The 25,865-nt window shown below is 46.6% G+C and carries 20 protein-coding genes and 3 rRNA genes; all 23 read left to right on the forward strand.

Annotation, left to right across the window (positions count from 1 at the left end; genetic code table 11):
* Window positions 1-20 precede the first annotated feature (20 nt).
* The 23 genes from nadA to pdxS all read left to right on the forward strand — a co-directional run bounded on the left by nadA (window position 21) and on the right by pdxS (window position 25,857).
* Window positions 21-959 (forward strand): quinolinate synthase NadA, encoded by a 939-nt coding sequence (nadA, locus tag MHB37_RS00345; RefSeq protein ID WP_036678753.1) that lies wholly within the window; start codon window positions 21-23, stop codon window positions 957-959.
* Window positions 960-998: 39 nt separating this feature from the next.
* Window positions 999-2,615 carry an L-aspartate oxidase gene (nadB, locus tag MHB37_RS00350; RefSeq protein WP_405168836.1) on the forward strand — a complete coding sequence of 539 codons (1,617 nt, stop codon included), beginning with the start codon at window positions 999-1,001 and terminating at the stop codon, window positions 2,613-2,615.
* The gene (nadC, locus tag MHB37_RS00355) at window positions 2,605-3,480 is read left to right on the forward strand and encodes a carboxylating nicotinate-nucleotide diphosphorylase (protein ID WP_076186819.1); all 876 of its coding nucleotides are present in this window, start codon (window positions 2,605-2,607) and stop codon (window positions 3,478-3,480) included. Before nadB ends, nadC begins: the two co-directional genes overlap by 11 nt.
* Window positions 3,477-4,244, forward strand: a complete 768-nt coding sequence (locus MHB37_RS00360; protein WP_036678745.1) for a type III pantothenate kinase — start codon at window positions 3,477-3,479, stop codon at window positions 4,242-4,244. Before nadC ends, MHB37_RS00360 begins: the two co-directional genes overlap by 4 nt.
* Window positions 4,245-4,291: 47 nt before the next feature.
* Window positions 4,292-5,176 carry an Hsp33 family molecular chaperone HslO gene (gene hslO / locus MHB37_RS00365; RefSeq protein ID WP_036678742.1) on the forward strand — a complete coding sequence of 295 codons (885 nt, stop codon included), beginning with the start codon at window positions 4,292-4,294 and terminating at the stop codon, window positions 5,174-5,176.
* 9 nt (window positions 5,177-5,185) lie between these two features.
* Window positions 5,186-6,130 carry a peptidylprolyl isomerase gene (locus MHB37_RS00370; protein ID WP_081390648.1) on the forward strand — a complete coding sequence of 315 codons (945 nt, stop codon included), beginning with the start codon at window positions 5,186-5,188 and terminating at the stop codon, window positions 6,128-6,130.
* A gap of 141 nt (window positions 6,131-6,271) precedes the next feature.
* A complete protein-coding gene (gene cysK, locus MHB37_RS00375) occupies window positions 6,272-7,210 on the forward strand; it encodes a cysteine synthase A (protein WP_036678737.1) in 939 nt (312 codons plus the stop codon).
* 339 nt (window positions 7,211-7,549) lie between these two features.
* Complete coding sequence (locus tag MHB37_RS00380) at window positions 7,550-9,163, forward strand: anthranilate synthase component I family protein (RefSeq protein WP_405168837.1); 1,614 nt, start codon at window positions 7,550-7,552, stop codon at window positions 9,161-9,163.
* The gene (gene pabA, locus MHB37_RS00385) at window positions 9,160-9,741 is read left to right on the forward strand and encodes an aminodeoxychorismate/anthranilate synthase component II (RefSeq protein WP_405168838.1); all 582 of its coding nucleotides are present in this window, start codon (window positions 9,160-9,162) and stop codon (window positions 9,739-9,741) included. Before MHB37_RS00380 ends, pabA begins: the two co-directional genes overlap by 4 nt.
* The gene (locus MHB37_RS00390) at window positions 9,738-10,619 is read left to right on the forward strand and encodes an aminotransferase class IV (protein ID WP_339281540.1); all 882 of its coding nucleotides are present in this window, start codon (window positions 9,738-9,740) and stop codon (window positions 10,617-10,619) included. Before pabA ends, MHB37_RS00390 begins: the two co-directional genes overlap by 4 nt.
* Complete coding sequence (gene folP, locus MHB37_RS00395; RefSeq protein ID WP_405168839.1) at window positions 10,616-11,473, forward strand: dihydropteroate synthase; 858 nt, start codon at window positions 10,616-10,618, stop codon at window positions 11,471-11,473. The genes MHB37_RS00390 and folP overlap by 4 nt, the downstream gene beginning before the upstream one ends.
* A gap of 30 nt (window positions 11,474-11,503) precedes the next feature.
* Complete coding sequence (gene folB / locus MHB37_RS00400; protein WP_036678726.1) at window positions 11,504-11,866, forward strand: dihydroneopterin aldolase; 363 nt, start codon at window positions 11,504-11,506, stop codon at window positions 11,864-11,866.
* Between the two features lie 11 nt (window positions 11,867-11,877).
* The gene (gene folK / locus MHB37_RS00405) at window positions 11,878-12,429 is read left to right on the forward strand and encodes a 2-amino-4-hydroxy-6-hydroxymethyldihydropteridine diphosphokinase (protein ID WP_405168840.1); all 552 of its coding nucleotides are present in this window, start codon (window positions 11,878-11,880) and stop codon (window positions 12,427-12,429) included.
* Window positions 12,381-12,590, forward strand: a complete 210-nt coding sequence (locus tag MHB37_RS00410; RefSeq protein WP_076099929.1) for a helix-turn-helix domain-containing protein — start codon at window positions 12,381-12,383, stop codon at window positions 12,588-12,590. The genes folK and MHB37_RS00410 overlap by 49 nt, the downstream gene beginning before the upstream one ends.
* Window positions 12,591-12,622: 32 nt before the next feature.
* Window positions 12,623-13,639 carry a tRNA dihydrouridine synthase DusB gene (dusB, locus tag MHB37_RS00415; protein ID WP_076130084.1) on the forward strand — a complete coding sequence of 339 codons (1,017 nt, stop codon included), beginning with the start codon at window positions 12,623-12,625 and terminating at the stop codon, window positions 13,637-13,639.
* A 201-nt stretch (window positions 13,640-13,840) separates the two neighbouring features.
* The gene (greA, locus tag MHB37_RS00420) at window positions 13,841-14,320 is read left to right on the forward strand and encodes a transcription elongation factor GreA (protein WP_036678719.1); all 480 of its coding nucleotides are present in this window, start codon (window positions 13,841-13,843) and stop codon (window positions 14,318-14,320) included.
* Window positions 14,321-14,568: 248 nt separating this feature from the next.
* Entirely contained in the window at window positions 14,569-16,086 is a 1,518-nt protein-coding gene (gene lysS / locus MHB37_RS00425) for a lysine--tRNA ligase (protein WP_076277918.1), read from the forward strand.
* 405 nt (window positions 16,087-16,491) lie between these two features.
* Window positions 16,492-18,049, forward strand: a 16S ribosomal RNA gene (locus MHB37_RS00430).
* Between the two features lie 232 nt (window positions 18,050-18,281).
* Window positions 18,282-21,208: ribosomal RNA gene (locus MHB37_RS00435) — 23S ribosomal RNA — on the forward strand.
* Between the two features lie 128 nt (window positions 21,209-21,336).
* Window positions 21,337-21,453, forward strand: a 5S ribosomal RNA gene (rrf, locus tag MHB37_RS00440).
* Together the 16S, 23S and 5S rRNA genes form the textbook arrangement of a ribosomal RNA operon.
* Window positions 21,454-21,885: 432 nt before the next feature.
* Window positions 21,886-23,343, forward strand: a complete 1,458-nt coding sequence (gene guaB / locus MHB37_RS00445; RefSeq protein ID WP_036679982.1) for an IMP dehydrogenase — start codon at window positions 21,886-21,888, stop codon at window positions 23,341-23,343.
* Window positions 23,344-23,468: 125 nt separating this feature from the next.
* A complete protein-coding gene (locus MHB37_RS00450; protein ID WP_076187220.1) occupies window positions 23,469-24,863 on the forward strand; it encodes a D-alanyl-D-alanine carboxypeptidase family protein in 1,395 nt (464 codons plus the stop codon).
* A 112-nt stretch (window positions 24,864-24,975) separates the two neighbouring features.
* Entirely contained in the window at window positions 24,976-25,857 is an 882-nt protein-coding gene (gene pdxS / locus MHB37_RS00455; protein ID WP_036679980.1) for a pyridoxal 5'-phosphate synthase lyase subunit PdxS, read from the forward strand.
* Window positions 25,858-25,865 lie beyond the last annotated feature (8 nt).

Genomic DNA, 25,865 nt, shown 5'->3' on the forward strand with positions numbered 1-25,865 from the left:
TTTAAGGGGGAGAACAATCGGTGGAAGCTCTGGCGCTTGAGCGCAAGCAGGAACAGAATCGAGAACTTCGTATACGTCTTGAACAGCTTAAAAAGGAACGAAACGCAATCATTTTAGCTCATTATTATCAACGTGATGAAATTCAGGAGGTTGCCGATTTCCGGGGCGACTCTTTTTTACTCGCTCAGAAGGCTGCAGAGACAGATGCAGAAGTTATTGTATTCTGCGGTGTTCATTTCATGGGGGAAAGTGCAAAAATTCTAGCCCCGAACAAAACCGTCCTTATTCCTGATGAACGTGCAGGCTGTCCAATGGCAGATATGGTCAATGTAGACGGTTTGCGTAAGCTAAAAGCTCAACATCCAAATGCTAAAGTAGTCACTTATATCAACTCGTCCGCCGAGATTAAAGCAGAAACCGATATTTGTTGTACCTCTGCTAATGCTGTGAAAGTAATCGAATCCCTTGACGCCGAAGAGATTATTTGGGTCCCAGATAAGAATCTTGGTCAATATGTACAAGATCAGACGGGCAAGAAGCTGATTATTTGGGAAGGCTATTGCAACACTCACGACATGTTGACCGTCAAAGATGTAGTAGAAATGAGAGCAAAATATCCAGATGCGGAATTTGTAGTTCATCCAGAGTGTCGTCCTGAAGTAGTCGCCATGGGTGACTATGTAGGCAGCACTACATCAATTCTGGAGTATTGCCGGAAATCGGATCGTAAGCAATTTATCGTTGGAACGGAAGATGGTACCGGATATCAGCTTCGTAAGGATAGTCCAGATAAAGAATTCCATTTTGCTACCAAATTTCTTGTTTGTCCTAATATGAAAGTTAATAATCTAAAAAAACTGGTGAAATGCCTGGAGACGATGAAGCCACAAATCTATGTACCGCCTGCTGTCGCCGACAAAGCCAGAACATCCCTAGAGCGCATGCTACAAGTCCGGTAGCATGCGCTACTCTTTCGTTGAAACAGGTGAAAAGCGGTCATGATTCCACAATATTTGGTTGATTTTGATCTTCGGGATATTCCTACGGTAAAGACAGATTGTATTGTTATTGGTTCAGGGATTGCCGGGTTATTCACAGCTATTAAAGCCAGTGAAGATCGGCGTGTCATAATGATCACAAAGAAATCAGTAATGGAAAGTAATACTCGCTATGCACAGGGGGGGATCGCAGCTGTTATAGCTGAGGATGATTCCCCTGCTTACCACCGGCAGGATACCTTAATGGCCGGAGCAGGTCTTTGCTCCTCAACAGCTGTCGATGCACTTGTTAATGAAGGGCCGGAAGGCGTTCATGAGTTAATTCGCTTAGGAACTCTGTTTGATAAGGAAGATGGGGTACTGGCTTTGACTCAGGAAGGTGCGCATAGCCATCGCCGTATTTTACATGCTAATGGGGATGCTACAGGTTATGAGATTGTTCGTGCATTGGCGGAACAGGTAGCCGAACATGAGAATATTGAGGTCTGGGATGATCATTATGTTATCGATCTCATCACTGTAGGTGGAGAATGTGTAGGCGCATTATTGCAACGGCCCGGTGGTGGAAGGTTGTTCCTGCAAGGGGATGCGACCATTCTGTGCTCTGGTGGAGCAGGACAATTATATCGATACACTACCAACCCAGAAGTAGCTACAGGAGATGGAGTAGCAATCGCCTATCGCGCTGGGGCTCATATACGAGATATGGAATTTATTCAATTTCATCCTACAGCACTTAGTTACCCGGGAGCTCCTAGATTTTTAATCTCCGAAGCTGTGCGTGGGGAAGGAGCAGTCTTGCGCAATATTAATGGAGAACGGTTCATGGAACGTTATCATGACCTGCTTGAGCTGGCTCCGCGGGATATTGTAGCACGAGCTATTGTAAGTGAAATGGAACATACTAAATCAACGTTCGTTTATTTGGATATTACACATGAATCTCCAGAGATGGTGAAGCATCGGTTTCCCACAATATATGAGACATGTATGGGCTATGGACTGGATATTACAAGTGATTGGATTCCAGTGGCTCCCGCTGCGCATTATATGATGGGGGGGATTAAGACCGATCTGAATGGAGAGAGCACCATCCCACGTCTGTTTGCTTGCGGAGAGGTTTCCTCCACAGGCCTGCATGGCGCTAACCGTTTAGCTAGTAATTCATTATCTGAGGCCATTGTATTCGGACAGCGTATTATTGATCGGATTCATGAGCTTTCCCCGCTGGACCGTGATGTTTTATCGGTTAACAGTAACGAGGGACGTGTAGATTCGCCAACTCAAGCTATTGTGGAACGTCGTTTGAAGCTACAGAAGGTAATGGTTCGATATGCCGGACTACGTCGTAACGAAGAGATGTTACTTAAAGGACTAGATGAATTAAAACGACAGCTGCCAATCTTTGGATCAGCATTGTCCAAACGTGAGGAATATGAATTTGCTAATATGCTGACCTGCTGTTTGCTTGTGACAGAGTCTGCTCTGGCACGGGAAGAGAGCCGTGGGGCGCATTACCGTGAGGATTATCCGCAGCGGGATGATGATCAGTGGCGTAAGCACCTGCTTCAAATTCGCGAACTGGGAATAGTGGAGGAATTAAGCGATGATGTTTAATGGTTACAATGAAGAGCTAGTACAATCCATCAAGGCTTGGTTGCGGGAAGATGTTGGTTCCGGAGATGTAACCACGCAGATGACGATTCCAGTGGGCCATGAGTCCAAAGGGATTATTCATGCCAAGGAAGACGGTATAATTTGTGGCATTCCAATTGCAGAGCTGGTCTTTGAAATTGTGGATCCGGCACTTAGTTTTACAGCCCTTGTCGAAGAAGGCCAAGCTGTAACTAAAGGGACAGTAATTATTGAGGTTGAGGGCAGCACACATGCGATTCTAACAGGTGAGCGGCTTGCGCTTAACTTGATGCAGCGTCTTTCGGGTGTGGCATCACGTACAGCTTCTTTCGTGCAGGTGCTGGAGGGATTACCGACTCGTCTAGTGGACACACGTAAGACAACACCAGGTCACCGGATGCTGGAGAAATATGCTGTTCGTATTGGTGGAGGCTTTAATCACCGTTTTGGGTTATATGATGCAGTTATGATCAAGGATAATCATATCAAAGGCGCAGGTGGTATTCGGCAGGCTGTAGGTCGTGCCCGGAAGAACATCCCGCATACGATGAGCATCGAAGTGGAGACCGAGAATTTAGAGCAAGTCGAAGAGGCGCTGGCAGCAGGTGCTGATATTATAATGCTCGATAACATGTCTAACAATATGATGAAGCAAGCCGTGGCTAGGATTAAATCGAAAGCTCCGCATGTTAAGACAGAGGCTTCTGGCAATGTATCGTTAGAAACCTTACGCGGGATTGCTGAAACGGGTGTGGATGTGATTTCTGTCGGGCGCCTTACGTACTCCTTCTCCAGTCTGGATATCAGTCTAGACCTTAATGCCAAGAAGGAAGGGCCTTTGTCATGATGCTTGCTGTCGATATCGGTAATACCAATATTGTTCTCGGTGTATATAGAAAACGCGAATTGCTGCATCATTTTCGGCTAAGTACTGCGCGTCAATCGACCGTGGATGAATATGGAGTAATGATACACAATCTTTTTCACATGTCAGGTATATCTGTCAAAGACGTTGAAGGTGTAATTATATCTTCGGTTGTTCCGCCACTAGTTAAGACTATTGAGGATATGTGTATTAAATATATAGGGAAAGACCCATTGATTGTTGGACCAGGAATTAAGACGGGGCTTAACTTACGTTATGAGAATCCGCGTGAAATTGGCGCAGACCGGATTGTTAATGCAGTTGCTGCGATTGAACAATACAAATGTCCACTTGTCGTTGTTGATTTTGGTACGGCTACGACTTTTGATTGCATTGATGCAGGTGCTAATTATCTTGGTGGCGCGATTGTCCCCGGTCTAGGCATTTCAACGGAGGCATTATACCAGCGGGCATCTAAGCTGCCGCGAATTGAATTGGAGAAGCCTAAAAAGGTCATCGGGCGTAATACGGTGCACGCGATGCAGGCCGGGATTATTTTTGGCTATGCGGGTCAGGTTGAGGGCATTGTTAAACGAATTAAAGTCGAGATGAACGCTCCCGAACTGAAGGTTATTTCGACCGGAGGCCTCGCCTCCCTAATTGCGGGTGAAACGGACTGTATCGATGAAGTAAATCCTATGTTAACGCTAGAAGGATTAAGAATTATTTACGATCGTAACCAATAAAGATAAAGAAGCCTAAAAGGCGAAGAGATAGGAGGGCTATGCACCCAATGGAAAAAAAGAAGGATCGACTAATCCGCGGCACGGCTCTTAATGGTAAAGTGAGAGCGTTTGCTGTCCGCACAACTGAATTGGTTGAAGAACTGAGACGCAGACACGATACGTATCCAACGGCTACAGCCGCAATGGGACGTACAGTTACCGCTGCAGCCATGATGGGCGCTATGCTCAAGGGTAGTGAGAAGCTGAGTATTATGGTTAAAGGGAATGGACCGATCGGACAAATCGTTGCAGAATCCAATGCATTGGGAGAAGTGCGTGGTTATGTGCATAATCCTCACATTCATTTACCGAGCAATAGCATGGGGAAGCTGGATGTAGCTGGAGCGGTGGGAACTGAAGGGTTCATTGATGTTATAAAAGATTTAGGTATGAAAGAGCCGTACAGAGGTAGTATTCCTATTATCTCCGGGGAGCTTGGCGATGATTTTACCTATTATTTTGCGGTTTCTGAGCAAACTCCAGCTGCGGTCGGTCTAGGTGTACTGGTAGATACCGATGAGTCAGTAATTGTGGCTGGAGGATTTATTGTTCAGCTTCTTCCTGGTCTGACTGATGCGGAGATCACAGAGATTGAAAAAGCTGTAGGGGCGATGCCTTCTGTAACAGCGCTTCTCGATCAGGGGCTGGAGCCAGAAGAAATGCTGCGCTACCTGTTGCCGGATGCAGTGGTTATGGATGAACTGGATATTAACTTTGCTTGTCAGTGTTCGCGTGAGCGGGTAGAGCAGACATTGGTTAGCTTAGGACGGGATGAACTGGAGAGATTAATTGCAGAAGATGAACAGGCTGAAGTCGTATGCCATTTTTGCAATGAGGCTTATGTTTTCAATAAGGACGATTTACAGGTCATTTTAGAACAAGCGAATTCGTAGGGTATTGGGATGATGACGAGACAGGAACGTGCACTTCGCAATACGGTTATTATTCTAGCTGTTGCAACTTTAATGCTCGGGGGTCTATTATTCTGGAGTTTGCGCGCCATGGCCCTTCTTAAAGGAGATACAACAGACAATGAATCACCGGATGTAGCGACTGCAGGCGGACAACCGATAACGGATCAGCAGTGGATGGATGAGCTCAAAAAAAAGCATGGAGAAGAAGTGTTAATCAGTATGCTTAACCATATTGTCGTGAACATGGAAGCTAAGGCATTAGGAATTACCGTGACAGACGATGAGGTTAAGCAGGAACTGGCACGCACTATAGTTGGGTACGAATCAGAAGCGCAATATTATGCTCAAATGCAATCTCAGCTCGGATTATCTCGTCAGGAAGTGTTCGCAGAGACAGCTTATCGTCTGTCCTTACAAGCGATAGCCACGGTGGGCATTACAATCAGTGATGCCGATATAGATGCTTATTTAGAGCAAAATGCCGAGCGCTTCATTCCAAAAAAGGAAATGCAGCTTTCTATGATCAAGGTCTCATCCTATGAGGAAGGCCAGCAGGTAATGGATCGCTTGGAACAGGGTGAGGATTTCGCTGATTTGGCTAGGGAAGTGTCTATTGATGATGAGAGTCGGCAGCACGGAGGCAGCTTAGGCAAAGTAGAGGAAGATGACCCTTTTTGGCCAGAGGGAATGTTAAAGACTGCCGCTGGATTGGATGTGGGTGATATAGCCGGTCCAATCGAGACAGGGGAAGACTTCGCCATTATCCGCTTGGAGAGTATTCACTCTCCAGAAATGCCGGATCAGAAAGAAATTCGGGCGCTTGTACGTCAAGAGCTGGCTTTGGAGCAAGCCCCTCCCTTGCAGCAGGTGGAAAGCGATTTACGCAATAAATATGAGGTATCAATAAATATTGACAACAGCCTGCAAGATTGATAATATGATATTAACGTAAACCCTACCGTTTTAGTCGGAAATAACTGACGGTGGTCAACAATTTAAACTCCATACACAGAAGCATAAAGTCATAATTTACGTTCTTATATCGCATTTATCATTCTAAGGAGGTTTTTGCTCATGGCTAAAGTCGTTAACAACGTAACAGAATTGATCGGAGGTACTCCGCTCGTTCGTTTGAATCGTCTGGCACAGGAAGGCTCCGCAGATATTTATTTGAAATTGGAATATCAGAACCCGGGATCAAGCGTAAAAGACCGGATTGCAATCAGCATCGTGGAAGAAGCTGAGCGTGAAGGTCTACTGAAACCGGGAGGTACGATTGTAGAAGCTACTAGTGGTAACACTGGTATCGGCCTGGCACTTGTAGCTGCTGCTAAAGGTTATAAAGCAGTTATCGTAATGCCGGAAACAATGAGCTTGGAGCGCCGTAATCTCCTTCGCGCATATGGAGCGGAATTGGTGCTGACCCCAGGATCGGAAGGTATGAATGGTGCGGTTAAGAAAGCAGACGAAATTCTGAAAGAGAACCCAAGCTATTTCCCATCCGAGCAATTCAAGAATAAAGCGAACGTGAAGATTCACCGTGAGACTACTGGACCTGAAATTATTGACGCTATTGAATCCATCGGCGGTCCTTTGGATGCTTTTATTGCAGGTATCGGAACAGGCGGAACGATCACTGGTGCGGGTGAAGTGCTGAAAAGCCAATATCCTGATATTAAGATCTATGCTGTAGAGCCTGCTGCTTCCCCAATCTTGGCTGGAGGCAAACCAGGCCCTCACAAAATCCAGGGTATCGGAGCTAACTTCATCCCTGAGATTTTGAACCAAGATATCTATGATGAAATCATCCACGTTGAGAATGATGAAGCTTTCGAAACTGCACGTCGTGTAGCTAAAGAAGAAGGCGTCTTGTCTGGTATTTCTTCAGGTGCTGCTGTATTTGCCGCTCTTAAAGTAGCTAAAGATTTAGGCCCTGGCAAAAAAGTAGTAGTCATTATCCCAAGTAACGGCGAACGTTACCTGAGCACACCACTTTACAATTTCGAAGCGTAATTGTTTGCAATAACGTAAATCTATAAGAGTCTTCATACCACTTTTTTGGTGGTGATGGAGACTCTTTTCGTTGATTTAAAAGGCATTTGGTTCTGTTCATATATGAAGGACCAGACGTGGTGATTTTATTATTGTTGAAAAAAGCTCTGGTTTTTGCAGAAAACGAAAAAATCATAATAATTTCCTATCGCTGAGGGCTTTTCAATCATGCCTTAAGTACAGTATACTGACAGGCAATATACTACTGACGATTGGACAAAACTAAGCAAATGCTTACGAAGCGAGTTTTATTGCGAAGTGATGTCTACGAAGTAATGGCTTCATAAAACTTTTAGGAGGATGGCTTTGGAAATCATAACAACCTGGAACGAGTGGGAACAATGGGCTGCTGAAGACTGGAGCATGTTTCCCTTGATTATAAAATCCCCCCGGTGCACCAACGAATTACCCGCGTCCTGGGAGCAAGCCTGGGAGTTAGCTTCCCAGTATTCTGTAGTTTTAGAGAGTGGTAAGGGTGGCCGTTATACGTACTTGGGCTTGAATCCTGTTTCGATATTGAAAGGCAAGGAGGATAACGCGGAAGTATTTAGCTTCCCTACTGAATCTTTGGAATCAGCATCAGTGGACGAGGAGAGGATACCTGAGGCAACAACACTGCATGGACAACCGCTGGACCTACTGCAGCAATGGATGTCGGATTTTACGTCGCCTAAGTTAAAGGATGAAGATGTTCCTCCTTTCTCTGGTGGATGTATTGGATTCCTTGGTTATGATGTGGTTCGTTCTTTGGAACGATTGCCGTCTCTTGCCCAAGATGATCCTGGTTTTCCTGATTATCTTTTTATGAGGTTTGACGAGATATGGATTTATGATCACGAAGAGCATGTGCTGTATTGTGCTGTTCACGTTCCAGTTCCAGCAGACTGTGGGCTGGAGGATCTGCAAAATCTCTATCTTGGCAGTATAGAACAGGCTGGACAAATGGTAGAGCAGTGGCAGCTGATATCTTCAGCTGCAGGATTGGATGATGAGGCTGTGGGCAGCATTGAGGCCCTTACAGTTTCATCAGGAGAGTGGCCGGGCATGGCTTCGGCTTTCTCGCCTGAGAAGTTTCAGCAAGCAGTGCTGGACGTTCAGGAATACATCCGCCAAGGCGATGTATTCCAAGTGAACCTCTCGCTGCGCCAGGAGGCGCAGCTGAAGTCCTCGCCGGAGGATGTTTACGAGTGGCTGCGCAAGCTCAACCCGTCCCCGTACATGGGGCTCTTGCGGTCGCCCGGCTTCGCGCTGTCCAGCGCTTCACCGGAGCTGCTCGTCAAGCTGCACGGTGACAAAGTGAGCGCCCGGCCAATCGCCGGCACCCGGCGCCGGGGACTCACTCCCGCGGAGGATGCCGCCATGGAGGCGGAGCTTCGCGGGAGCGAAAAAGAGATCGCCGAGCATATCATGCTTGTCGATCTGGAACGCAACGACATCGGACGTGTCGCTGCATACGGTTCCGTCAGCGTGCCGGAGCTGATGACGGTGGAGCGCTACTCTCATGTGATGCATCTCGTTTCGCAGGTAGAGGGCCAGATTGCGCCGGATAAAGACGCTTATGCGGTTATCGCAGCTTTATTCCCGGGGGGAACCATCACAGGGGCTCCCAAGGTAAGGACAATGGAGATTATCGAAGAACTGGAGCCGGTTCGACGTGGACCCTATACAGGTTCGATGGGTTTTATTGACTATAACGGCAATATGGAATTAAATATTATTATAAGAACGCTGGCTGTAAAAGACGGGGTCGGATATATTCAGACAGGTGCCGGCATAGTGATCGATTCCGATCCCTACCGTGAATACCGTGAATGCCATAATAAAGCCAAAGCGGTAGTGAAGGCAGTACTCTGTAGTGAACTGCAGCAGGAATTGCCAGCTACCAGCGAAGCCGAAGGGGGAGTAGCACTGTGATCTTGGTCATCGATAATTATGATTCCTTTACGTATAACCTCGTACAGTATTTAGGTGAGCTTGGGGAAGAGGTTAAAGTGCACCGCAATGATGAAATTACCATCGAAGAGATTGAAAAGCTGGCACCTGACCATATTCTAATTTCACCAGGCCCATGTACACCAAATGAAGCGGGAATTAGTCTGGAATTGTTGCATCATTTCAAGGGGATCATTCCGATCTTCGGCGTATGCCTTGGACATCAAGCGATTGGACAAGCATTTGGTGGCAATGTCATCCGTGCTGAGCGTTTGATGCATGGGAAGACATCGCCTATTTACCATAACGGGACCTCAATTTTTGAAGGTCTGGAGTCTCCTTTTACAGCTACCCGATATCATTCACTGATTGTAGAGCGGGAGAGTCTCCCAGATTGCTTGGAAATTACGGCTGAGACTGAAGAAGGGGAGATTATGGCATTGCGCCATAAAGAATACCCTATTGAAGGTGTACAGTTCCACCCGGAATCTATTATTACGGATCATGGTCATACGATGCTGCGTAACTTCTTGAAACGGAGAGCCGGAGAAACGGCATGAAATATATAGGATTTAACAATGGTGTCATTGACGCCCGAGAAGCCGTGGTTTCTGCCTTGGATCACGGCTTTTTGTACGGCATTGGCTTGTTCGAAACCTTTCGGACCTATGGGGGAGTTCCCTTTTTGCTGGAGCGTCATTTGAAGCGTATGGCAGAGGGGTGCAAGGAACTGGGCATTCCATTTGAGGCAGAAGCGGCACATCTACTTGACTGGATTAAGCGCGTTATGGACAAAAATGAATTAAAAGAAGCTTATATACGCTATACCGTAACAGCCGGTGAGGATATTCTCGGATTACCTGCTGGTGATTATCAAAAGCCCAATCATTTGTTGTACATCAAAGCGCTGCCGAAAGTATCAGATAATCTTTACAGTGAAGGCAAAGAGCTGCAGCTGTTGTCCTTGCGGCGTAATACTCCTGAGGGAACGGTGCGATTCAAGTCGCTGCATTATATGAATAACATTCTGGCTAAGCGTGAGCTTAGAGGGTATGCTTCTGCGGCAAATGGTGCTGAAGGACTAATGCTGACGGCAGAAGAATTTATTGCGGAGGGCATTGTCAGCAACATCTTTTTTATTAAAAACAACAGGCTCTATACCCCAGATCTCACCACAGGCATTCTTCCGGGAATTACCCGGGAAATGGTGCTGGAGCTGGCTCTTAGTGTAGGCCTTAGTGTTGAAGAAGGAACATATCACTGGGAGCAGTTGAAAGCTGCTGATGAAGTGTTTCTTACCAATTCCGTACAAGAAATTGTTCCTGTTACCGGGGTGTGGCACGGAGATGCAAGATTTACTATAGGTACTGGCCAGTGTGGAACAATTACTGCTGGCTTGATTTCATTATATAGAGATAGGACGGCGATTGCGAAATGAGACCAGTCCTCTTTAAGCGGACATACCGTTGTGGAAATACAGACTTGGAGTTAGGAAATCGAACATTGATTATGGGCATCCTTAATGTTACCCCTGATTCTTTTTCAGATGGAGGACTTTGGGATCATCCGGACAAAGCCGTTGAGCATGCGCTGCGTATGGCTGCAGAGGGTGCTGATATTATTGATATCGGCGGTGAATCTACTCGTCCTGGTCATCAACCGGTGGGACTTGAAGAGGAGTTAGCCCGTGTATTGCCTGTGATCGAGAGTATTCATAAGGCGGCACCTCATCTTCCGTTATCCATCGATACCTATAAAGCTGAAGTAGCCCGCCAAGCTATGGCTGCGGGTGCCCATATCATTAATGATATATGGGGTTGTAAGGCTGATCCGGAAATGGCGGCAGTGGCCGCTGCTGCTGACTGTCCTATTATTTTGATGCATAACCGGCAGGACCGTAATTATACGAATCTGAGTGCGGATATGTCGGCTGATCTTAAGGAAAGTATTGATCTTGCGTTAGCCGCAGGTGTTAAGCCGGCCAATATCATATTGGATCCAGGTATCGGCTTTGCTAAGGATTATAATGAAAACCTGCAGGCAATGATGCTTTTAGACGGGTTGACTGAGTTAGGCTATCCGTTGTTACTGGCGACATCCCGCAAAAAATTCATCCGCACGTTACTTGATTTGCCGTCTGATGATGTTGTGGAAGGCACCGCAGCTACAGTAGCTTTTGGTATTGCTCAGGGTTGCCAGATCGTCCGTGTACATGATGTATCTCTAATTAAACGAACGGTTAAGATGTGTGATGCGATGTTGTATGCTGCACCTCCAGTGGTGCGTGAATAGCTATATTTTACGAAAAAGGGCGGATTAATCATGGATAAAATGACAATGCATCGCATGGAATATTACGGATACCACGGTGTATTTGAGGAAGAGCGTAAGCTGGGACAACGTTTTTACATTGATTTAGAGCTAGAGCTTGATTTGCAGGGTGCGGGCTTGAATGATGATTTGAGTCAAACTGTGAATTATGCTGAAGTTCATGAATTAGTCAAAAACATTGTCGAAATAAAGTCTTTTAAGTTGATCGAAGCTTTGGCAGAATATATTGCATCCTCCGTACTGGACACTTATACTGTTATCAATGCAGTAACGGTTAAGGTAACTAAACCTCATCCGCCTTTCGACATTCATTTTCAGGGAGTGACTGTAGAGCTGCGCAGAACTAGAAAGTGAGAACAAGGTCCATGAATATACATTCCACCTCTGAAGAATCAGAGGCTTATATTGCTTTAGGGGCTAATTTGGGTGACCGCGAGGGCACACTGTCAGAGGCTTTGAACAGACTGGACGCTCATGATGAAATATCGGTGGTCCGCTGCTCCAAAGTTTACGAGACAGAGCCAATAGGTTATTTAGATCAGCCGCAGTTTCTCAATATGGCAGCAGCTTTGCGAACGACACTTGCGCCCGAGTCCTTGCTGGAAGTGATGTTGGGGATTGAAACGCAGCTGGGTCGTATCCGGGATATCCGCTATGGACCGAGAACGGTAGATTTGGATTTGTTGTGGGTTGAGGGTCAGGTGCTCGATACACCACATTTAACGTTACCGCATCCACGCATGTTAGAGCGTGCTTTTGTATTGTTTCCGCTCAGTGACATCGTTCCACAGAATGAACAATCTTCCGGACTTCGCAAGCTGATTACAGCAGCGCTTCAAGACATAGACGGGAAGGAAGGAATTCGGTTGTGGACAACAAGCGTTTGGGACGGAGGGTCAGGGCATTCCGTAAGCTAAAAGGGTATACTCAACAGGATCTTGCGGATCTTGCCGGAATTTCCTTGGCTGTGCTAGGTGCAGTCGAGAGGGGTAACAGACGATTAGAAGATCAAATTTTAGATAAAATTGCGAATGTTCTAGGGGTTACAACAGAAGAGCTTGTGGATCCCAACTCATAATTCCAAGAATTAAAAGGCAGGAAGTGATACGAATGCTGAAGATTGGCGATATCGAGATGAAAAATCAGGTTGTTCTGGCACCTATGGCTGGCGTGTGCAATCCGGCTTTTCGTCTGATCGCTAAGGAATTTGGTACAGGTCTGGTCTGTGCGGAAATGGTAAGCGATAAGGCCATTATTCACGGAAATACACGTACTCGCGAAATGTTGTTTGTAGATGAACGGGAGAAACCGCTTAGTTTGCAGATTTTTGGCGGGGATAGAGCATCACTGGTGCAAGCAGCTAAAGTCGTTGATAAAGAAACCAATGCTGATATTATCGATATCAATATGGGATGCCCAGTGCCAAAAGTGACTAAATGTGATGCGGGAGCCCGCTGGCTTTTGAATCCCGACAAAATCTATGAAATGGTCTCTGCGGTTGTCGATGTTGTCGATAAACCGGTAACCGTGAAAATGCGGATTGGCTGGGATAGCGAGCATATTTTTGTCGAAGATAATGCGCGTGCGGTTGAACGTGCCGGGGGTAAGGCTGTCAGCGTACACGGTCGTACCCGCGAGCAGCTTTACACAGGCCATGCGGACTGGAACTACATCAAGATGGCAAAAGAAGCAGTTTCCATTCCCGTTATTGGCAACGGGGATGTTAATACACCTGAAGATGCTCGGGCTATGTTGGATCAGACTGGCTGCGATGGTGTAATGATCGGGCGTGGAGCACTCGGTAATCCTTGGATGTTGTATCGTACCATTCAATATTTGAGCACCGGCGAGCTTATGCCTGAACCTGGTTTGGATGAGAAGATTAAGGTTGCTATTCTTCATATGGATCGTCTGGTAGCTCTTAAGGGAGAAGCTGTAGCTGTCCGTGAGATGCGTAAGCATATGGCTTGGTATTTAAAAGGCTTGAAGGCTGCCGCTAGAGTGAAGGATGTCCTTATGACAGAAACAAAACGCGATGGAATGGTGAGGATATTGAATGATTTTGTCGTTCAATTAAAGCATGAAGAAGAGAGCAAGGGCATTGAAATGTCTTCTTCTGCTGTATAATCGCCTTTTTTCTGCTGATATTTGAACACATCTGACTTTATATGTGGTGTCATTGACATTTTGTAGCGGTTCCAATATAATTTCACAGTATAAAATCGCCGTTACAGTAAGAGCAATGCAGCAGGGAGGGTTCTTATCCTTCTAGATTAGCATATAGTATGGTGTTTTCAATAATTGTATACGACAGGAGAATCGGTTGAGATGAGCGATAAAGAAGTCATCCTTACGCCGGACGGGCTAAAACGTCTGGAAGATGAGCTGGAGACCCTCAAATCCGTAAAACGCCGTGAGGTTGCTGAACGGATTAAGGTAGCGATTGGCTACGGAGATATCAGTGAGAACTCGGAGTATGAAGACGCGAAGAATGAGCAAGCTTTTATCGAAGGACGCGTTCTCACTTTGGAGAAGATGCTTCGCAACGCGCGTATCATCAATAGCGACGAGATCGTTACTGACGTAGTAAGTATTGGTGTTACTGTAAGTGTCGAGGATTTGGAATATGGGGACACTATGGAGTATACGATCGTAGGTACAGCAGAATCTGATCCACTGAATAACAAGATTTCCAACGAAAGTCCGGTAGGCAAAGCTATTATCGGAAAAAAAATAGGTACGGTAGTTGATGTTTCTACACCTGCAGGAGTTATTCAATATAAAATTCTCGATATCAGAATGAAGTAATATACAGACCTTAATGTCTGTAAATAGATGTGCTGCCATATGTATTAGTCATTTCACTGTACATAGGTAGATAAGGGAACATGTTTGGGAAAGCTTCCTTAGGGAAGCTTTTTTCAAATCATCCAGAAACGATAGGTAAAACAAACTGCTTATATTTTGAGGTGGAACGGGACTGTCCTCTAACTATGGAGACGGAGCCGTTTCTTCTTGTGTATATGATATTACTGAGTTATAAGGGGATGAATCGCATGACCGAGGAAATGAACAATGTGGACAATGCAGAGAACGAACTTAGTGAGCTTTTGCAGATCCGCCGTGCCAAACTGGACGAGCTAAGAGGACTTGGTATTGATCCTTTTGGCAAAAAATACGAGCGCACAGCTAACGCTGGCGATATCGTAGCTAAGTATGATGGACTTTCCAAAGAGGAATTGGACGAGCTTTCTGTTGAAGTGAGCATTGCTGGGCGTATTATGGCAAAACGCGTTATGGGTAAAGCCAGCTTTGCGCATATCCAGGACCTTAGCGGAAGAATTCAGCTTTATGTTCGTCAAGACAGCATTCCTGAAACTCAATACACGGCGTTTAATGTTCTCGATCTGGGAGATATTATCGGCGTTCGTGGAACAGTATTCAAAACCAAAACAGGCGAGACCTCCATCAAAGTGCATAATCTCGAAGTCTTGTCCAAATCCCTGCTGCCACTTCCTGAAAAATATCATGGTCTTAAAGATGTAGAACTGCGTTATCGCCAGCGCTATGTTGATTTGATTATTAATCCGGAAGTTCAACAGACCTTTATTGCCCGTTCAAGAATTATTCAATCGATGCGTCGTTATTTGGATTCACTTGGTTATCTTGAAGTTGAAACACCTACACTTCATACGATCGCCGGTGGAGCAGCTGCGCGTCCATTTATTACTTACCACAACACACTTGAAATGCAGCTGTATATGCGGATTGCTATCGAGCTTCACTTGAAACGCCTTATCGTTGGCGGTTTGGAAAAAGTGTATGAAATCGGCCGTGTCTACCGTAACGAGGGAATGTCGACTCGTCATAATCCAGAGTTCACTATGATTGAGTTGTACGAAGCATATGCCGACTACAAGGACATCATGAATCTCACGGAGAATATGATTGCACATATTGCCCAAGAGGTATTAGGTACACAACTGCTGGATTACCAAGGCAAAGAGGTAAATCTGTCTCCAGGATGGCGTCGTGTAACTATGGTTGATGCTGTTAAAGAAGTAACCGGTGTTGATTTCAGCGTTCACATGACAGATGACGAAGCACAAGCTTTGGCAAAAGAACATCGTGTGCCTGTTGAGAAACATATGACGTTCGGTCATATCCTTAACGCTTTCTTCGAGCAATTTGTAGAGGAAACTCTAATTCAGCCAACCTTTGTAATGGGACACCCTGTTGAAATTTCACCACTTGCGAAGAAAAACGATGAGGATCCACGCTTTACCGATCGTTTTGAGCTGTTTATTGTGGGTCGTGAGCACGCTAATGCATTTAGTGAATTGAATGATCCGATTGACCAACGTCAACGCTTTGAGGCACAGATCCAGGAGAAAGAGCAAGGTAATGACGAAGCTCATGAGATGGATGATGATTTCATCCGCGCCCTGGAATATGGTATGCCGCCTACTGGCGGACTGGGAATCGGCGTAGACCGTTTGATCATGCTGCTTACCAATTCTGCATCGATTCGCGATGTATTGCTGTTTCCACATATGCGTAACCGTACTGAATAGTATCTATAGAACACAGGGCTTAAGGGAGCTGTCTAAGGGCAGTTCTCTCAGCTACTGTTGATTAGAAGCAGTGCTTTCACTTCATCGCTCCTATAGAATGTAGAGATTTAATATTAGTTTCAAAAAAACTCTTGCAATGCAACTCCATACATGATATATTCTAAGTCCGGCCAAGAAGTACACATGCCGAGCTCGAAAAAGAAGTTAAAAAAAGAGCTTGACATTAAATAGCCGAACATGATATAGTATAAGAGTTGCTGCTGAGACATTAAACGGCGCCAACGAGAACTTGATCTTTGAAAACTGAACAACGAGTGAGTAGGAAATCACGCAAGTGAAATCCAAATTAGAGAATTAATTTTCTCGTCAGATGTTTCAAAATGAGCATATCGCTCTTTTCAATACTAATTGGAGAGTTTGATCCTGGCTCAGGACGAACGCTGGCGGCGTGCCTAATACATGCAAGTCGAGCGGAGTCACTTTGAAAGCTTGCTTTCAAAGTGACTTAGCGGCGGACGGGTGAGTAACACGTAGGCAACCTGCCCTTCAGACTGGGATAACTACCGGAAACGGTAGCTAATACCGGATAATTTCTTTTTTCTCCTGAGAGAAGAATGAAAGACGGAGCAATCTGTCACTGAGGGATGGGCCTGCGGCGCATTAGCTAGTTGGTGGGGTAACGGCCCACCAAGGCGACGATGCGTAGCCGACCTGAGAGGGTGAACGGCCACACTGGGACTGAGACACGGCCCAGACTCCTACGGGAGGCAGCAGTAGGGAATCTTCCGCAATGGGCGAAAGCCTGACGGAGCAACGCCGCGTGAGTGATGAAGGTTTTCGGATCGTAAAGCTCTGTTGCCAGGGAAGAACGTCCGGTAGAGTAACTGCTATCGGAGTGACGGTACCTGAGAAGAAAGCCCCGGCTAACTACGTGCCAGCAGCCGCGGTAATACGTAGGGGGCAAGCGTTGTCCGGAATTATTGGGCGTAAAGCGCGCGCAGGCGGCTATTTAAGTCTGGTGTTTAAACCTTGGGCTCAACCTGAGGTCGCACTGGAAACTGGGTGGCTTGAGTACAGAAGAGGAAAGTGGAATTCCACGTGTAGCGGTGAAATGCGTAGATATGTGGAGGAACACCAGTGGCGAAGGCGACTTTCTGGGCTGTAACTGACGCTGAGGCGCGAAAGCGTGGGGAGCAAACAGGATTAGATACCCTGGTAGTCCACGCCGTAAACGATGAGTGCTAGGTGTTAGGGGTTTCGATACCCTTGGTGCCGAAGTTAACACAGTAAGCACTCCGCCTGGGGAGTACGGTCGCAAGACTGAAACTCAAAGGAATTGACGGGGACCCGCACAAGCAGTGGAGTATGTGGTTTAATTCGAAGCAACGCGAAGAACCTTACCAGGTCTTGACATCCCTCTGAATCTGCTAGAGATAGCAGCGGCCTTCGGGACAGAGGAGACAGGTGGTGCATGGTTGTCGTCAGCTCGTGTCGTGAGATGTTGGGTTAAGTCCCGCAACGAGCGCAACCCTTAACTTTAGTTGCCAGCAGGTAATGCTGGGCACTCTAGAGTGACTGCCGGTGACAAACCGGAGGAAGGTGGGGATGACGTCAAATCATCATGCCCCTTATGACCTGGGCTACACACGTACTACAATGGCCGGTACAACGGGAAGCGAAGCCGCGAGGTGGAGCCAATCCCATCAAAGCCGGTCTCAGTTCGGATTGCAGGCTGCAACTCGCCTGCATGAAGTCGGAATTGCTAGTAATCGCGGATCAGCATGCCGCGGTGAATACGTTCCCGGGTCTTGTACACACCGCCCGTCACACCACGAGAGTTTACAACACCCGAAGTCGGTGGGGTAACCCGCAAGGGAGCCAGCCGCCGAAGGTGGGGTAGATGATTGGGGTGAAGTCGTAACAAGGTAGCCGTATCGGAAGGTGCGGCTGGATCACCTCCTTTCTATGGAGAATCGTTCTCTGCAATGAGAACATTCAAATCGGAAGCTAAGCTTCCAAAACTCAGGTTTAGGCCTGTTACTCACTCGTTGCTCAGTTTTGAGAGTTTAAGCTCTCAAGTAAGACTTGATCCTTGAAAACTGGATACCGAAACGAATTTGCGTTTTAGAACATCTTTTAGCAACTTGTGCAAACAAGTAAATGTTATTAGTGAGATTTTTCTTCGGAAGAATCAAGGTTAAGCTAATAAGAGCACACGGAGGATGCCTAGGCGCCAGGAGCCGACGAAGGACGTGGCGAACAACGAAACTGCCTCGGGGAGCTGTAAGCAAGCTTTGATCCGGGGGTGTCCGAATGGGGAAACCCAGCTGTGGTAATTCGCAGTTACTCATTTCTGAATACATAGGAAATGTAGAGGCAGACCAGGGGAACTGAAACATCTAAGTACCCTGAGGAAGAGAAAACAATAGTGATTCCGTCAGTAGCGGCGAGCGAACGCGGAACAGCCTAAACCTAAGAGCTTGCTCTTAGGGGTTGTGGGACGTCTCACATGGAGTTACAAAGGAATATGGTAGGTGAAGAGGTCTGGAAAGGCCCGCGATAGAGGTAAAAGCCCTGTAACCTAAACTGTGTTCTCTCCGAGACGGATCCCGAGTAGTGCGGGGCACGTGAAACCCCGTATGAATCCAGCAGGACCATCTGCTAAGGCTAAATACTACCTGGCGACCGATAGTGAAACAGTACCGTGAGGGAAAGGTGAAAAGCACCCCGGAAGGGGAGTGAAATAGAACCTGAAACCGTGTGCTTACAAAAAGTCAGAGCCCTATTAATGGGTGATGGCGTGCCTTTTGTAGAATGAACCGGCGAGTTACGTTTAACATGCAAGGTTAAGCCGAGAAGGTGGAGCCGCAGCGAAAGCGAGTCTGAATAGGGCGAATTAGTATGTGGACGTAGACCCGAAACCGTGTGATCTACCCCTGTCCAGGGTGAAGGTGCGGTAACACGCACTGGAGGCCCGAACCCACGTACGTTGAAAAGTGCGGGGATGAGGTGGGGGTAGCGGAGAAATTCCAATCGAACTCGGAGATAGCTGGTTCTCCCCGAAATAGCTTTAGGGCTAGCCTCGGTATAAGAGTAGTGGAGGTAGAGCACTGATTGGGTGCGGGGTCCGCAAGGATTACCAAGCTCAGTCAAACTCCGAATGCCATATACTTATTGCCGGGAGTCAGACAGTGAGTGCTAAGATCCATTGTCAAAAGGGAAACAGCCCAGACCATCAGCTAAGGTCCCCAAGTGTGTGTTAAGTGGGAAAGGATGTGGAGTTGCACAGACAACCAGGATGTTGGCTTAGAAGCAGCCACCATTGAAAGAGTGCGTAATAGCTCACTGGTCGAGTGACTCTGCGCCGAAAATGTAACGGGGCTAAACACACCACCGAAGCTATGGCTAGATACGTATGTATCTGGGGTAGGGGAGCGTTGTGTAGGGGTTGAAGGTGTACTGAAAAGAGCGCTGGACACTACACAAGTGAGAATGCCGGTATGAGTAACGAAAAGATCAGTGAGAATCTGATCCGCCGAAAGCCCAAGGTTTCCTGAGGAAGGCTCGTCCGCTCAGGGTAAGTCGGGACCTAAGGCGAGGCCGAAAGGCGTAGTCGAAGGACAACAGTTTGAAATTACTGTACCACCGTAATCCGCTATGAGCGATGGGGTGACGCAGGAGGGTAGTGACGCGGACTGATGGATGTCCGTCTAAGCAGTGAGGCTGATGTGTAGGCAAATCCGCACATCATTAAGGCTGGGCTGTGATGGGGAGCGAAAATTGTAGTAGCGAAGGTCATGATCTCACACTGCCAAGAAAAGCCTCTAGCCAGGAGAAGGTGCCCGTACCGCAAACCGACACAGGTAGGCGAGAAGAGAATTCTAAGGCGCGCGGAAGAACTCTCGTTAAGGAACTCGGCAAAATGACCCCGTAACTTCGGGAGAAGGGGTGCCCCGGTAGTGTGAATAGCACGAGGGGGCCGCAGTGAAAAGGCCCAAGCGACTGTTTAGCAAAAACACAGGTCTGTGCGAAGCCGCAAGGCGAAGTATACGGGCTGACGCCTGCCCGGTGCTGGAAGGTTAAGGGGAGTGGTTAGGGGTAACCCGAAGCTATGAACCGAAGCCCCAGTAAACGGCGGCCGTAACTATAACGGTCCTAAGGTAGCGAAATTCCTTGTCAGGTAAATTCTGACCCGCACGAATGGCGTAACGACTTGGGCGCTGTCTCAACGAGAGATCCGGTGAAATTTTAATACCTGTGAAGATGCAGGTTACCCGCGACAAGACGGAAAGACCCCATGGAGCTTTACTGCAGCTTGATATTGAATTTGGGTACGATCTGTACAGGATAGGTGGGAGCCGTAGAAATCGGAGCGCAAGCTTCGGTGGAGGCGCCGTTGGGATACCACCCTGATCGTATCTAGGTTCTAACCTAGTGCCCTTACCGGGTACGGGGACCGTGTCAGGCGGGCAGTTTGACTGGGGCGGTCGCCTCCTAAAGAGTAACGGAGGCGTTCCAAGGTTCCCTCAGAATGGTTGGAAATCATTCGCAGAGTGCAAAGGCATAAGGGAGCTTGACTGCGAGACCTACAAGTCGAGCAGGGACGAAAGTCGGACTTAGTGATCCGGTGGTACCGCATGGAAGGGCCATCGCTCAACGGATAAAAGCTACCCTGGGGATAACAGGCTTATCTCCCCCAAGAGTCCACATCGACGGGGAGGTTTGGCACCTCGATGTCGGCTCATCGCATCCTGGGGCTGAAGTAGGTCCCAAGGGTTGGGCTGTTCGCCCATTAAAGCGGTACGCGAGCTGGGTTCAGAACGTCGTGAGACAGTTCGGTCCCTATCTGTCGTGGGCGCAGGAAATTTGAGAGGAGCTGTCCTTAGTACGAGAGGACCGGGATGGACGTACCGCTGGTGCACCAGTTGTTCCGCCAGGAGCATGGCTGGGTAGCTACGTACGGACGGGATAAGCGCTGAAAGCATCTAAGCGTGAAGCCCCCCTCAAGATGAGATTTCCCAATTAGTAAGACCCCTTGAAGACGACGAGGTAGATAGGTTGGAGGTGGAAGTGCAGCAATGCATGGAGCTGACCAATACTAATCGGTCGAGGGCTTATCCTATACGTAGAATGCAGATTCGTTTCGGATTCAGTTTTCAGGCATCAAGCCTGTAACACGCTTAGAAATTCATTGTCACTTCTGGTGATGAACCGAATTTCACGCGGCAGCGTCTGTTTCACAGACGCATGTTTGGTGGCGATAGCGGAGGGGTTCCACGCGTACCCATCCCGAACACGACCGTTAAGCCCTCCAGCGCCGATGGTACTTGGACCGAAGGGTCCTGGGAGAGTAGGACGTTGCCAAGCACGCAAGACCACTGTTGAGTAATCGACAGTGGTCTTTTTGTTATGTAAATAAAGAATTCATTAGGCTATATTTTGAGATACTAAGATGGAGATAAGCGTGGCTTAAAAGGTGAACAGAGATGCATTGTGAATTTTTTACACACTAAATTGTCCGCCCAGCACGGACTAACGTCCAATAATTCGCTTACTCGGCGGCCGTTTTTTGAATACCTACTCTGATGATGTAATGTTCTTGACAGTCCAAATGCCCTTTGCTAAGATGGCAATAATATATTTTTGGATAAGCATCTCAAACCTTAATTGAAGATCTACACTTGTTCAGCCCCCAGATGTACAGAATTGTCTGTCGTGAATGGACTGGAGTCAAAGGTTCTTCTTTCATAAAGTTTGTAGGCGGGTATAATTTAAAACAACCGAGGAGGAATGACCCAGGTGTGGAAAGATAAGTTTGGTAAAGAAGGTCTAACTTTTGATGATGTGCTGCTGGTTCCGCGTAAATCTGAGGTACTGCCTAAAGAAGTGGATTTGACCACAGTTCTAAGTAAGAATGTGAAGTTGAATATTCCACTTATGAGTGCAGGTATGGACACAGTCACAGAAGCAGCCATGGCCATTGCAATTGCTCGTGAGGGTGGCATCGGGATTATACACAAGAATATGCCTGTAGAGCAGCAAGCGGAAGAAGTAGATCGTGTGAAGCGTTCCGAGAGCGGAGTTATTACGAATCCATTCTCACTTACGGCAGAACACATGGTATCTGATGCAGAGCTTTTAATGGGTAAATATCGCATTTCCGGAGTGCCGATTGTAGACAGTGACAATAAACTTGTCGGTATTCTGACTAATAGAGACTTACGCTTTATTCATGATTTCAATATTCAAATTAAAGAAGTTATGACACATGAGAATCTTGTAACAGCTGCTGTGGGTACAACCCTTCAGGAAGCAGAAGGTATCCTGCAACGTCATAAGATCGAGAAGCTTCCCCTTGTGGACGAGAATAATATTCTTAAGGGTCTCATCACCATTAAGGATATTGAAAAAGCTATTCAATTCCCTAACGGAGCCAAAGATGCACATGGCCGTCTACTTGTTGGAGCAGCTGTTGGTATCTCTAAAGACACCTTCGAACGTACTGCAGCATTAGTAAAAGCTGGTGTGGATCTGATTGTAGTCGATTCTGCACATGGTCACCACATTAATATTATTGAAGCGGTTCGCCAAATTCGTGAGTTGTATCCTGATCTTACGATTGTTGCTGGTAACGTAGCTACAGGCGAAGCAACCCGTGAACTTATTGAAGCTGGTGCATCTGTAGTTAAAGTAGGTATTGGACCAGGATCGATCTGTACAACACGCGTTATCGCTGGTATCGGCGTACCACAGGTTACAGCCATTTATGATTGTGCGACAGTTGCTCGCGAGTACGGAATTCCTATTATCGCTGATGGCGGTATTAAGTATTCTGGGGAGATCACTAAGGCTATCGCAGCTGGTGCTCATGCTGTAATGATGGGAAGTATGTTTGCGGGTACAGAAGAAAGCCCAGGGGAATCTGAGCTTTATCAAGGCCGTAAATTTAAAGTATATCGTGGTATGGGCAGCATGAGTGCCATGAAACAAGGCAGTAAAGACCGTTATTTCCAAGATGATGATAAAAAGCTCGTTCCTGAAGGAATTGAGGGACGTATTGCTTTTAAAGGGCCTCTTTCTGACACTGTTCATCAATTGATCGGCGGATTGCGCTCAGGTATGGGCTATTGCGGTACGAAGTCATTGGAAGAACTGCGTAACGATACTTCTTTCATTCGCATCACAAGTGCTGGACTTCGTGAAAGCCACCCGCATGATGTGCAAATTACAAAAGAAGCACCAAACTATTCCGTATAATGGACTAACCGTATTATTTTTTGGACAGACAGGACTATTTCGTCCTGTCTGTCTTTTTTTGCGGGTACCCCTGTGTTAGAATAGAACAAGCTATTGATATGAGATTTAAAGGAGAGTCGTAATCATTGAAGCACAAACGAAAATTTAATGGTAAGCAAATTGTAATTAAGACAGCGACTGTAGGTCTGCTTTTAAATATGTTAATGAACCCTGTAATTCCAGCATTGGCTGAAGCGGGCAAAACTCCGGTTACAACCGAAGGTGCCGCAACTGCTACTGAAACTGCACCCAAGACCAACGCAGTTAAGATCCCTTCTGTGGAATCTCTTAACTTGGAATTGAGTTCTGCTATTCTAATAGAACCAACTACAGGCCAAGTACTTATGGCTCTAAATCCAGATACACCACTCCCACCTGCGAGTATGACCAAGATGATGACTGAATATCTTGTATCTGATGCCGTGAAAAAAGGAGACATCTCTTGGGATCAGAAAGTTATCATTCAAGAGAATGCTTCCAAACAGGTCGGATCACGAATTTTTCTGGCAGCTGGAGATGAACATACGGTTAAAGAGCTATACATAGCGATGGCCGTTGGATCGGCGAATGATGCCACAGTTGCTTTGGCAGAATTGGTATCGGGTTCAGAAGAACAATTTGTAGAACTAATGAATCAGACTGCACAGAAGATGGGCATGAAAAATACCTATTTTATTAACTCAACCGGACTTGATCGGGCAGACATGCCGAAGAAATTCCGTCCTGATCTTGATAAAGAGACTGTAATGTCAGCTAGAGATGCAGCTACTCTTGCTAAATTTATAGTTACTGACCACCCGGACTTCACTGAATTTACAACGATTCAGTCTTATAAATTCCGTGATCGGGATACAGCGCCGATCATTAACTACAACTGGATGCTGGAAGCTAACAAAAGTATTCCCAACTTTAAGGCATATGCTTATCCAGGTCTAGATGGACTGAAGACTGGCCATACCACAAATGCAGGTAACTGCTTTACCGGTACTGCTGTGCGTGATGGAATGCGTCTAATCAGTGTTGTTATGGGTGCTAATTCAGAGGCACATCGATTCACAGAAACAAAAAAAGTGCTCGACTACGGGTTTAACAACTTTGAAATCAAACAGGTTGTAGCTCCGAAGGCTGTTATTGCTGGCACGGAAACAGTTCCGGTACTGAAAGGCAAGAATAAAGATGTTTCTATAGTTACTGATGAAGGAGTTTCTTTCATTGTTCCTAAGGGAACGGTTTCTCCTGAAGTTACTACAACTGTTGTAACAAATGACCCTGCAACTTTGGTTGCTCCTATAGCTCAATCCTCTAAAGTAGGTAAAGTTACCTATTCCTACAAGGCTGAAGGCATGCAAGCAGCACAGGAGAAAACAGTTAATCTGATCACAGTAGAGGAAGCTGAGAAGGCTGGCTGGTTCAAGTTGTTCCTTAGAGCGATTGGCGATTTCTTCGGTGATTTATTTTCAGGGATCAAGAACTTGTTCTAATGCAGTTTGGTGTCGAAATCAGCAGTAAATCCGAGTAAATGGGTTGTAGATTTCCCTTCATTGGGGTAAAATTACAAGTTAGATTAAGATAGATCATTCGGGGGGTTAGGACATGGAAACAGGTACATCGCGAGTTAAAAGAGGCATGGCAGAAATGCAAAAAGGCGGCGTCATTATGGACGTCATGAATGCAGAGCAAGCAAAAATTGCTGAGGCTGCTGGTGCAGTTGCTGTTATGGCTCTGGAACGCGTACCTTCTGACATTCGTGCAGCTGGCGGTGTAGCACGGATGGCCGATCCTACAATTGTAGAAGAGGTTCTCAAGGTGGTAAGTATCCCTGTTATGGCTAAGGCTCGTATCGGCCATTATGTAGAAGCGAAAGTTCTAGAATCTTTGGGTGTTGATTACTTGGATGAGAGTGAAGTTCTTACTCCTGCTGATGAAGTATTCCATATTGATAAACATGAATTTACCGTTCCTTTTGTATGTGGAGCGAAGGATCTGGGAGAAGCACTGAGACGTATTAACGAAGGTGCCTCCATGATTCGTACAAAAGGTGAACCAGGAACAGGCAACATTGTTGAGGCCGTGCGTCACATGCGCTTTATCAACAGTCAAATCCGTAAAGTAACGAATTTGTCCAAGGACGAGCTATATAATGAAGCAAAGAACCTGGGAGTTTCCTACGAGCTGTTGCTCGAAGTACATGAGCTTGGCAAACTGCCGGTTGTTAACTTTGCCGCTGGGGGTGTAGCTACTCCTGCAGATGCTGCTCTTATGATGCATTTGGGTGCTGATGGTGTATTCGTAGGCTCGGGTATTTTTAAATCGGACAATCCTGAGAAATTTGCGCGTGCGATTGTTGAAGCCACTACACACTATACTGATTACAAACTGATTGCTGAAGTATCCAAGAACCTTGGTGCACCAATGAAGGGGATTGATATTGCAACTCTCACCCCGGCTGAACGTATGTCGGAGCGTGGCCGTTAATAGAGAGA

The sequence above is a fragment of the Paenibacillus sp. FSL H3-0286 genome, assembly GCF_045040705.1.
Classification (GTDB): domain Bacteria; phylum Bacillota; class Bacilli; order Paenibacillales; family Paenibacillaceae; genus Paenibacillus_AQ; species Paenibacillus_AQ odorifer.